Origin of the sequence: Patulibacter medicamentivorans, from assembly GCF_000240225.1 — a bacterium.
GTDB lineage: Bacteria > Actinomycetota > Thermoleophilia > Solirubrobacterales > Solirubrobacteraceae > Patulibacter > Patulibacter medicamentivorans.
Genome location: NZ_AGUD01000241.1, coordinates 18,822 through 29,285, shown reverse-complemented (window position 1 = coordinate 29,285; position 10,464 = coordinate 18,822). Strand labels below are relative to the sequence as shown.

At 76.0% G+C, this 10,464-nt stretch carries 8 protein-coding genes; 6 read left to right on the top strand and 2 right to left on the bottom strand.

Annotated features, from left to right (window positions below; all coding sequences use genetic code 11):
- The coding region (locus PAI11_RS27390) for an anti-sigma factor (RefSeq protein ID WP_040600637.1) at positions 1-253 on the bottom strand (253 nt) is incomplete at its 3' end.
- Positions 254-375: 122 nt separating this feature from the next.
- On the opposite strand from PAI11_RS27390, the gene murD reads away from it, so the two are divergent.
- From murD to PAI11_RS16300, 3 genes are all read left to right on the top strand, one after another.
- Entirely contained in the window at positions 376-1,848 is a 1,473-nt protein-coding gene (gene murD, locus PAI11_RS16310) for a UDP-N-acetylmuramoyl-L-alanine--D-glutamate ligase (protein WP_050897276.1), read from the top strand.
- Between the two features lie 111 nt (positions 1,849-1,959).
- A complete protein-coding gene (locus PAI11_RS16305; protein WP_007576763.1) occupies positions 1,960-3,138 on the top strand; it encodes a PQQ-dependent sugar dehydrogenase in 1,179 nt (392 codons plus the stop codon).
- Between the two features lie 258 nt (positions 3,139-3,396).
- Positions 3,397-6,339 (top strand): amidase, encoded by a 2,943-nt coding sequence (locus PAI11_RS16300; protein ID WP_040600636.1) that lies wholly within the window; start codon positions 3,397-3,399, stop codon positions 6,337-6,339.
- 48 nt (positions 6,340-6,387) lie between these two features.
- On the opposite strand, the gene PAI11_RS24625 is transcribed toward PAI11_RS16300, so the two are convergent.
- Entirely contained in the window at positions 6,388-7,194 is an 807-nt protein-coding gene (locus PAI11_RS24625) for an NlpC/P60 family protein (RefSeq protein ID WP_007576757.1), read from the bottom strand.
- Positions 7,195-7,277: 83 nt separating this feature from the next.
- On the opposite strand from PAI11_RS24625, the gene PAI11_RS16290 reads away from it, so the two are divergent.
- The 3 genes from PAI11_RS16290 to PAI11_RS16280 all read left to right on the top strand — a co-directional run bounded on the left by PAI11_RS16290 (position 7,278) and on the right by PAI11_RS16280 (position 10,255).
- Positions 7,278-7,598 carry a hypothetical protein gene (locus PAI11_RS16290; RefSeq protein ID WP_007576755.1) on the top strand — a complete coding sequence of 107 codons (321 nt, stop codon included), beginning with the start codon at positions 7,278-7,280 and terminating at the stop codon, positions 7,596-7,598.
- A 132-nt stretch (positions 7,599-7,730) separates the two neighbouring features.
- Complete coding sequence (locus PAI11_RS16285; RefSeq protein WP_007576753.1) at positions 7,731-8,402, top strand: hypothetical protein; 672 nt, start codon at positions 7,731-7,733, stop codon at positions 8,400-8,402.
- On the top strand, positions 8,399-10,255 hold the full coding sequence (locus tag PAI11_RS16280) for a copper resistance CopC/CopD family protein (RefSeq protein ID WP_007576751.1): 1,857 nt from the start codon (positions 8,399-8,401) through the stop codon (positions 10,253-10,255). The genes PAI11_RS16285 and PAI11_RS16280 overlap by 4 nt, the downstream gene beginning before the upstream one ends.
- Positions 10,256-10,464: the final 209 nt, after the last annotated feature.

Below are 10,464 nucleotides of genomic sequence, written 5' to 3'. Positions count from 1 at the left end.
GGCGTCGCGGTCGCCGCTCGCGCGCGACGAGGCCGGCGACGCCGCTCCGCAGGCGCTCGGGCAGTGGCTCGTCGTCCAGCGCGCGGGCCGCGACGAGCGCCTGCCGCTGCCGGTAGAGCGCCGCCTGCAGCTCGGGCGATCCGGCGATCCGCGCCTCGAGCGCCGCCCGCCGGTCGGCCGCGAGCGTGCCGTCGGCCAGCGCCGCGAGCTCGATCAGCTCCTCCGGACTGGGGCTCGACGGTGATCGCGGCATCGGACAGGGGGTATCACAGGTCGACGGCGTCGGTGGGAGGACCTGCTGCCCACGAGGACGCCGACCGGCCGTCGGCTCTTCCCGGCGGCGGTCGACGGACGCCGCCGGATACCCTCCGCCGGGTGCCCCTGGGTCCCGTTCCCCTGCCGCCCGCCGACCTGCGGATCGCCGACCTCGCGGGGCGTCGCGTCGGCGTCTGGGGCGCCGGACGCGAGGGGGCCGCGGCGATCCGGGCGCTCGCGGCGCACGCCCCCGGCAGCTCCGTCGTCGTCGCCAGCTCGAGTGCGCCGCCGGACGGCGCGGCGCCGCTCCCGGACGGTCCCGACGGGCGCCCGCCGAGGCACCTGCACGGTGCCGAGGGGCTCGCCGCGCTGGCGGCCTGCGAGGTCGTGATCCGCTCGCCGGGGGTGCCCGTCCGCGGCCCCGAGGCCGACGCCGTCCGGGCCGGTGGAGCGACCCTGACGTCGGGCACGGCGCTCTGGCTGGCCGAGCGCGGCGACCGCGAGACGGTCGTCGGGATCACCGGCACCAAGGGCAAGAGCACCACCTCGTCGCTGCTCCACCACCTGCTCGGCAAGGCCGGCGTCCGCAGCGTCCTGGCCGGCAACATCGGTCGCCCGCTGCTCGACCAGCTACGCCCGTCCGACCCGCCCGAGGCCTGGGTCGTCGAGCTGTCCAGCTACCAGCTGGCGGACCTGCCGCGGGCGCCGACGATCGCCGTCGTCACCAACCTGATGCGCGACCACCTCCCCTGGCACGGGGACGAGGCGACCTACCACGCCGACAAGCTGCGGATCCTGACCGCGGGCGACGGGCCGCGGATGGCGGTGCTCTCCTACGCCGACCCGGGCCTGCGGAGCGCCGCCGAGACGTTGCCGCACGTGCCGATCCTGTGGGTCGACCATCCGGACGGGCTGCACGTGGCCGGGGGCGAGATCCGCGAGGGCGCCCGGGTGCTGTGCCCGATCGACGCGCTGCCGCTGCGCGGCGTCACCGGCGCCCGCAACGTCTGCGCGGCGCTCGAGGCGGTCCGGGCGCTCGGCTACGAGGTCGCCGACCTGGCGGGCGCGCTGCGCGACTTCCGGCCGTTGCCGCACCGCCAGCAGGTCGTCGCGGCCGCCGACGGCCGGACCTGGGTCGACGACTCGATCTCGACCACGCCCGAGGCGGCGCTGTCGGCGGTGGCGGCCTTCGGACCCGGTCCGCTGGTCCTGATCGCCGGCGGCGACGACCGCCGCCAGCGGTACGACGCGCTGGCGCGCGCCCTGGCCACCGGTCGGGTGCCGACCGGGGCGGTCGGGGAGCCGCTCGCCGAGGTCCGGATCGCGGGAGTGGTGACGCTCCCGGGAACCGGCCCGGCGCTGGCGGAGGCCGTCGCCGACGCGGCTCGCGAGGCCGGCCGGACGCTGCCGGTGCGACAGGTCGACGGCGACGAGCCGGGGGCGGTGATGGTCGCGGCGGTCGCGGCCGCGCGCGAGCTGGCGCCCGCCGGGGCGACGGTCCTGCTGTCGCCCGCGGCGCCGAGCCACAACCTCTTCCGGGACTTCGAGGATCGCGGCGACCGGTTCGCCGCGGCGGTCGCGGGGCTCGGCTGAGGAGCGCCGCCGCGCGTGCCTCGTCACCAGCGCGATCGCGACGACGCGATGCCGGCCGCCATCCCCGGCGCGGCGCGGTCCGGACGGCGCGGTCCCTATCCTCGGGCGTCGATGGCGTGGCGCGTGCTCCCGATCCCGGTCCTGCTGACGATCGCGATCGCCGTCGCGGGTTGCGGGGACGACGCGCCCGCCGACGCCGCGCGGACCAAGCTGCCGAAGGGCGCCGGGCCGACCCGTCAGGTGGCCGCCACCACGGGCGTCGACGCGCACGTCCTCGCCCGCGGGTTCCGCCAGGTGACCGGCCTGGTCCGCGAGCCGGGGCGCCGCGGTCGGACGCTGGTGCTGGAGCAGGCCGGCACCGCCCGCTGGCTCGACGGCGACGGGCCGGCGGCCGGCGCCCCGTTCCTCGACCTGCGGTCGGTCACGAAGTCCGGGGGCGAGCAGGGGCTGCTCGGCCTGGCCTTCCTGCCACGGACCGGCACCCGCGGGCCGCAGCGCGTGGTCGTCCACCGCACCGGCCTCGATGGCGACACGCAGGTCGCGATCTACGAGGTCCGCGATGGCCGCGTCGCCCCGACGACGGCGAAGGTGATCCTCGACGTCGAGCAGCCCTACGCCAACCACAACGGCGGGGCGATCGTCGTCGGCCGCGACGGCCGGCTGTACGTGGGCCTCGGCGACGGCGGGTCGGCGTTCGACCCGCGCGACAACGGCCAGAACCTGAAGACGCAGCTGGGCAAGCTGCTGCGCTACGACCTGGACGCGGACCGCCCGCGCTGGCGGATCGCCGCATACGGCCTGCGCAACCCGTGGCAGATCTCGGTCGACCAGCGGACCGGCGACATCTGGATCGGCGACGTCGGCGAGCAGACGATCGAGGAGATCGACCGGCTGTCCTATCGCCGCACCCAAGACGTCGCGCCGCCGGTGAACTTCGGCTGGTCGGCCTTCGAGGGCACCCGTCGCCAGCCGGGCAAGGACCTCGACGAGAGCGGGCCGCTGGCCTGGCCGATCGCCTCGTACACCCACGCCAACGGCTGCTCGGTGACCGGCGGCGTGGTCGTCCGGCGGCCCCGCGGCGGCGGGTCGGCGGCCCCGCGGGCGCTGCTGGATCGCTACGTCTTCGGCGACTACTGCAGCGGCCGCACCTGGTCGGTGCCGGCCGACGGTCGCCGTCACCCGATGCGACGCGAGCCGGCGCGGGTGCCGCACCAGTCGGCCTACCTCCAGGACGCGAGCGGCCGGGTGCTGGTGGGCACCACCGGCGGCCAGGTCCTCGAGCTGCGCTAGCGGGCACGCCTCGAGCTGCGCTAGCGGGCGGGGCGCACGGCGCCGCGCCGCGGCGGGTCGGGTCGGGCCGGCGGACGATGCCCGGGAGCGGGCAAGGCACGGCGAGGTCCGGCGACCGCGTGGCGCTCGTCCAAACGTGGGCCGCGACGGTTCGACCGTCGGCGAACCGAATCGTTTTCGGCCGCACCTAGGGTCGGGAGGTCGCCCGATCCGCCCCGGACCGGTCGGCCCTCGCTCCTCGACATCTGGACGCACGCAATGGCTTCTCGTTCATCCCGCCGGTCCTCCCGGCGCTCATCCGCGGTCCGCGCCGGCGGCGCGCTCGGGATCTCGGCGATCGCCGCGATCGCGGTCGCCGCTCCCGCCTCCGCCCTCAACTACGTGACCAACCAGAACGGCGACAGCTGGGCGGTTTCGGACGCCGCGATCCCAGGCCTCGACACGGGCAGCGTGCACAACACGTCGACCGGGTCGCTGCAGGGCTTCGGCGGGCTCCGGGTCCAGGTCAGCGGCGGCCCGAAGGAGCGGATGGACGGCGTCCTGCTGCGCGGCTTCGGGCTGCGCTTCGACGGCGTCAACCGCTTCGAGACGACGAAGGCCGTCGAGCTCGGCGGCGTCGCGATCACCCGCGCGATCCTGATCGACCGCGCCAGCAGCTGGGCGCGCTTCCTGGACTCGTTCACCAACACGACCAAGCAGGCCGTGACGATCGAGGTCGCGTTCGGCGGCCAGCTCGGCTACGGCTCGGCGGCGGGAGCGACGGGCCGCTCGAACCAGAGCGCGATCGCGACGACCTCCAGCGGCGACCAGTCGATCACGCCCGCCGACGGGTGGGTCGAGGTCGCCAACCCCTCGACCCTCGCCGGCGAGGCCGGGCGCACCAACAACGGCCCGGTCGGCGTCGTGCTCGGGACCCCCGGCAGCGGCAACCTGACGAGGACCGGCAACTTCCTGGTCGACCCGTTCTTGGTCCCGCTCGCGGCCGGCGGCGAGCAGGCCAACCACGTCGGCTTCGTCAACCGGCTGACGATCCAGCCCGGCCAGACCCGGTCGATCGCCCGCTTCGTCGTCACCGGCCTCTCGGAGACGCGGCCGCTGACCTCCGGCGCCGCGATCCCGGCCGCCGGCTCCCAGGTCGCGGCCGTCGCGGCGACCGCCAGCGCGTTGACCGCGGCGCCGGCGTTCTCGGATCTCAGCACCGCCCAGTTCTGCGCGATCGCCAACTGGAACGTGTCGACGCTGGTGACGTCCGCCGACTGCACGCCCGCGCGGACCCCGGAGGTCACGGTCCCCCTGGCCGCCGAGCCCGAGCCGGTCACCAGCTCGCCGTACGACGTGACGGGCAAGTCGCTGACCGAGCTGCAGGCCGACATGGAGTCCGGCAAGACGACGTCGCAGGAGATCACCCGCGCCTACCTGGACCGGATCGCCGCCTACGACGGCGGGCCGTTCGGCTTCCACTCGGTGATCACCGTCGCCAAGGACGCGATGGCGCAGGCGAAGATCGCCGACATCTCGCGGGCGAACGGGATCAAGGGGCCGCTGCTCGGCATCCCGATCCTGGCCAAGGACATCTACGACACCAAGGACATGCCGACGACCGGCGGCAGCCTCGTCTTCGACGGCTACCAGCCGACCAAGGACGCCTTCCAGGTGGCGAAGCTGCGCGAGGCCGGCGCGATCATCCTGGGCAAGGCCAACCTGGCCGAGTTCGCGACCGACGGCCACTTCAGCCCGAGCGCCTACGGCCAGGTCTGGAACGCCTTCGACGCGTCGAAGAGCTCGATCGGGTCGTCGGGCGGCTCGGCGGTGTCGGTCGCCACCAGCATGGCGGCGGCCGCCCTCGGGACCCAGACCGGGGACTCGCTGTGGGGGCCGTCGAGCGCCGCGAGCCTCGTGTCGCTGCGCGGCACCGACGGGATGCAGAGCGCCGACGGCGTGATGCCGCTGACGTTCATCCAGGACTACGCGGGCACGATCGCGCGCACGATCCCGGACCTCGCGGCGCTGCTGCAGGCGACGGCGGTCCCGAACCCGAGCGACCCGCTGACCCATGAGGCCGACGCCCACCGCCCCGCCAGCTGGTCGGCCTACCTGAAGGACGACGCGCTGAAGGGCAAGACGATCGGCGTTCCCGCGACGGCGTTCGACGATCCGTTCGGCACCACCGGCACCAGCGACGCGATGCGGGCGCAGTTCGCGCACTTCACGACCGCCGGGGCGACCGTCAAGGCGATCCCGGATCCGCCGCCGGCCCCGACCGGGGTGCCGGGCGACCGCGGCTACGAGGGCTGGCGGCGGTGGATCCTCGACCACCCCAACAACCCCTACAGCGACGTTCCCCAGATCACGCTCAACCAGAAGCGCGTGCCGCTGTTCCGCTCGACGGCGACCACCTACACCGGCACCGGTCCGATGACCGACGCCGAGGTCCAGGGGTTCATCGACTACCGCAAGCGCTACCGCGCGATCCTGGCCCAGTGGATGGACGACAACGGGGTCGACGCCGTCGCCTTCCCGGGCGAGCTGAGCGACATCCACCTCAACGACAGCATCCAGCCGAGCTTCGGCCGTCGCGACCCGCAGTCCTCGGCCGCCGGCGTGCCGACCGTGATCTTCCCGGCCGGCCGCAACGACCACGGGCAGCCGATCAACCTGCAGCTGCAGGGCCGCGAGTTCTCCGATCCCGAGTTGCTCGGCTACGCCTACGCGTTCGAGCAGGTCGCGAAGGGCAAGGTCGAGACGGCGCTGACCCCGCCGCTGAAGTACGTCGAGGGGTCGAAGCCGCAGCCGATCGTCGTCACGCCGGCGGCGCCGCCCGTCACGTCGCCGCCGCCGGGGTCGCCGACCCCGATCAGCGAGGCCCCGTCGGTGCCCGCGAAGGCCGGCAGGGTGACGGTGGTGAGCTCGTCGCTGCGGGCGACCAGCCGCGGCCGCTTCAGCGTCAAGCTGGCGTGCTCGAAGGGCGCCTCGAGCTCGTGCCGCGTCCGCGTCACGATTCGCCGCGGCGGCGTCGCGCTCTCCCGCACGACGGTCACGATCGCCTCCGGCCGCACGCGGACGGTCGCGTTCACGGCTCCGCGAGCGGTGCGGCGGATCCTCGCCCGCGGGTCCAAGGCGACGCTGCTGGTGTCGCTCAGCGGGCGCGGCGGGACGACCGTCGCCAAGGCCAGGAAGGTCAGCCTGCGAGGCCCGCGGTAGGCCGACGGCGGGTGGTGGCGGCGCGCGTCGCCGTCGCCGCCCGCCGGGCTAGAGCCCGCGCGGGTGGACCTCGTGGAAGCCACTGACCCCGCGGGTCGCCGACTGCCAGCGCGAGCCGCTCTGCCGCAGGCCCGAGGTGTCGAAGCGCAGGCCCGCGACGAACATGAACGCGTGGCCGCCGTTGGCGTAGATCGTGACCCACTTGCCGGGGCCGGGCTCGAACTGGTCGGCCATCGCGCCGGACACCATCGGCGCGTCGATCACGCCGGCCGCGGCCAGCGCGTAGCTGATCGAGCCGGAGCAGTCGTAGGCCGTGTCGGACCAGATCTCGCCGGCGAAGCGCCCGTGGCCGCCGCCGTAGACGTACGGCTTGCGGGCGACCGCGTTGGCGGCCTGGATGATCTGGACGACCTTGTTGGGGGCGTCCGGCGGGATGGTGGCCAGGCCGCTGCCGTCGACCGTCGCGCTGCTGATCAGCGTCCGCGCGGTCCGTGCGCCGCCGCCCTTGCGACCGAGCGCCCGCTCCAGCTCCTGCGCCACCTGCTCGTCGGTCGGTGCGCCCGAGGGCAGCGTGTCCGGCTTCGACGGCGTCTCCGTCGACGGCTCGCTCGCCGGGTCGCCGGTCGACGGGGTCGGGTCGCTCGCCGTCGCGGCGGGCTCGTCGACCGGGACCGGCAGCGCCGGCGCGGTCAGCGTCCAAGCGTGCAGCTCGTGCCCGCCTGCGGCCGAGCCGCCCGCTCCGGCGACGGCGATCCCGCCGCCGATCACGACGGCCGCGAGACCGGTCGCGTAGGCCGCCCGGTGGCGCCACCAGGGGCGCGGGCCCGTGGGCGCCGCTGTCGGGTCCGGATCCATCCCCGGGGACGATACCCCGGTCGCCCGTGTCGAGGCAGCGGATCGGGGCTCGCGTCCGGGAGCCGAGCGGTAGCGTTCCGCGCGTGCTCCGGCGACCGACGACGGCGACCCGTGCGCTGGCGCCGCCCGGCGCGGCCCTGCTGGTCGTGCTCGCGGCCGTCGTGCTCGGCCCGGACGCCGCGCTGCTGCTGCTTCCGGCGCTGCTGCTCGGGACGCTCGTGGTCCTCGGCTGGCTGCCGGGGGAGGCGCGGATCCTGCGCGCGATCGGGCGCAGGCTGCGGTCGCGGACGGCGGGCGGGCCGCCGCCCGCGCTGCGACGCCGCGCTCCCCGCCGGCGGGACGGCCGCGGGCTCGATCGCTGGGACGCCCGCTCGTCCCGCGGGCCGCCGCCGGCCGTCGCCTGACGAGCGCTCCTCCGGAGCGCGCCCTGCTCGCGTGGTCGTCCGCGGGCCGCCGCCCACGACCACGCTCCACCCGCCGAGCCGGCGCCGCCCGCGCTCAGGCGTCATCGTCCGTGCGACCCGCGAGGTCCTCCCGTGCCGTTCCCATCCCGCCGCCCTTCCGTCGTCCTGCTCGCGCTGCTGCTCGCGGTCGGCGTCGCTGCGCCCGCCGCCGCGCACCAGGCCGATCCCGACTACGACTCGGTCCTGCATGGCGTCCGTCCCGCCGCCTCCGGGCTTCAGGTGACCGTCCTGGACCGCGGCGACCGGCTGGCGCTGCTGAACGAGAGCGGTCGCCGGATCGAGGTCCCCGGCTACCAGGGCGAGCCGTACCTGCGGCTGCTGCCCGACGGCACGGTCCAGGAGAACCAGCGCAGTCCGGCGGCCTACCTCAACGACGACCCGAAGGGCACGACCCCGGTCCCGCGGGTGGCCGACGCCAAGGCGACGCCGGTCTGGCAGACGGTCGACAAGGCGGGCCGGATTGAGTTCCACGACCACCGGATCCACTGGATGGGGGCGAGGCGCCCGCCGCAGGTGACCGATCCGGGGAAGCGGACGAAGGTCTACGACTGGAAGGTGCCGATCCGGGTCGACGGCCGGCCGGCGACGATCGACGGGACGCTGTTCTGGAGCCCGCAGGAGGGCGGAGCCCCGGTCGCGGCGATCGTCGCGCTGGCGGTCGTGCTCGTTGCGGCGCTGGCGACGGTGCTGCTCGTCCGCCGCCGGCGCGGGGCCGGCGGGGGCGCGCAGGAGGACGTCTGGTGATCGACCTCGCGAAGCGCCGGCGGGCGATCGCCCTGCTGCTCGGCCTGCTGCTGGTGGCGTTGAGCTTCCCGTCGCTGGCGGGCGCTCACGCGTCGCTGACCGGGTCGCAGCCGACCTCGGGCGCGACCATCGATCGCGCGCCGCCACGGGTCGTGTTCCGCTTCAGCGAGCAGGTCGAGGGCTCGTTCGGCGCCGTTCGCGTGGTCGACGAGCGGGGGCGACGGGTCGACGACGGCCACGTCTCGCGGGTCGCCGGCGGGTCGGGGCTGGCGGTCGGCCTGCGGGGCGGGATCGGGCGCGGCGCCTACACCGCGACCTACCGCGTGGTCTCGGCCGATGGCCATCCGGTCAGCGGCGGGATCACCTTCACGATCGGCCGCGGCGTCACCGCGACGCCGCTCGACGTCCGCAGCGAGGCAGCGGGCAGCAGCGCGCCGGCCGGGATCGGCACCGCGCTGTCGATCGCACGGGCCGTCCGCTACCTGGGGATCGGGGGCGTCTGCGGGCTGCTGGTGCTGCTGCTGGTCGTCTGGCGGCCGCTGCGGCGAGCGGGCCGCGTGCCCGATCCGGCGGCCGAGCCGTTCGCGCGCGCCGCCGGCCGGCTGCTGCGCGGAGCGGCCCTGGTCGGCGCGCTCGGAGCCGTCGCCGCGCTGGTCCTGCAGACCGCCAACGCCGGCGGCACCGGGATCGGCGACGCCCTGCGCTCCGGTCCGCTGGGCGACGTGCTGGGGACCAGGACCGGTGCCTGGTTCGCGCTCTCCGCCGTCGCCTTCGCGCTGCTCGCGGGAGCGGCGGGCCGGCTGGCGCGGGCCACCGGCGGCTGGCTGCCGATCGTCGGCGTGGCGCTGCTGGCGCTGCTGGTGGTGGCGCCGGCGATCGGCGGGCACGCCGCGGCCTCGTCGCCGTCGGCGGTCCTGATCCCGGTCGAGATCGTCCACGTGGCGGGCATGGGCAGCTGGGTCGGCGGGTTGCTGGCGCTGCTGCTGGTGCTGCCGCGCGCGACCCGGGCGCTGCCGGCGGGCTCGCCGCGGACGGCGCTGCTGGCGGCCGTCCTGATGCGGTTCTCGCCGGTCGCGCTGGTCTCCGTGGCGGCCCTGACCGCGGCCGGGACGACGCTGGCGATCTTCCAGCTGACGACGCTCTACGACCTGACCGACACCGCCTACGGCCGGGCGATCCTGATCAAGGCGTCGCTGCTGACGGTCGCGATCGGCGTCGCGGTCGTCCAGCGCGAGCTGCTGCTGCCGCGCCTGCGGCGGCTGGCGGCCGGGAACGAGGCGCTCGCCGAGGGCGAGCAGGCCGACGCGCCTGCGACCGCCACCGCCGGCGGGGCCGAGGCATCCGCGCCGGTCGCCGCCGGTCCGGCGGCCGAGGCGCTGCCCGCCGCCGGCCAGGCGCCCGCGTCGAACGCCGCCGCCACCGGCCGTCACGTGCGGACCGCGCTGCGGGCCGAGCTGGCGCTGCTGGTCGCGGTCCTGATCACGACCGGGGCGCTGGCGGGCTACGCGCCGCCGAAGGCGCAGACGAGCGGCCCGGCGTCCGTCACCCGCGATGTCGGCGATCTCGAGGTCCAGCTGGTCGTCGACCCGGCGCGCCGGGGACCGAACGCGCTGCACCTGTACGTCCTCGACCGCCGCGGGCAGCCGCTGCGGCGGGTCGCCGAGCTGCGGGTACGGGCGCTGCCGCCGAACCGCGGCACGCCGATCGACGTCCCCGCGCGCGTCGCCGGCCCCGGCCACTGGGTCGCCCCCGCCGTCCCGCTCGCGACCCGCGGCAGCTGGCGGATCAGCGTCGAGCTGCGTCGCTCGGCCTTCGACCAGCAGGAGCTGGAGCTGCCGGTGCGGGTCCGCTGAGGCGCACCGCCCGGCGCGGGGTGGCGTCGATGCTCCGCGGCCCGGCAGGGGTGGCGTCAGGTCGCCTCGGTGGGCAGGGCGGAATGACGCCAGCTGGCGTGCGGCGCGGTGAGATGACGCCACCTGACCGCGCCGCGTGGCCCCCGGATTGGTGCACGCCGGCGGCTCCGGAATCCGGGTCGCGGAGCTTGTCGGCGCAACGATCCTCA

What these genes read in the sequence shown, in the direction of transcription:
- PAI11_RS16300 (WP_040600636.1), top strand. Translation starts at nt 3,397, where the DNA reads ATGGCTTCTCGTTCATCCCGCCGGTCCTCCCGGCGCTCATCCGCGGTC.
- PAI11_RS24625 (WP_007576757.1), bottom strand. Translation starts at nt 7,194, where the DNA reads ATGGATCCGGACCCGACAGCGGCGCCCACGGGCCCGCGCCCCTGGTGG.
- PAI11_RS16305 (WP_007576763.1), top strand. Translation starts at nt 1,960, where the DNA reads ATGGCGTGGCGCGTGCTCCCGATCCCGGTCCTGCTGACGATCGCGATC.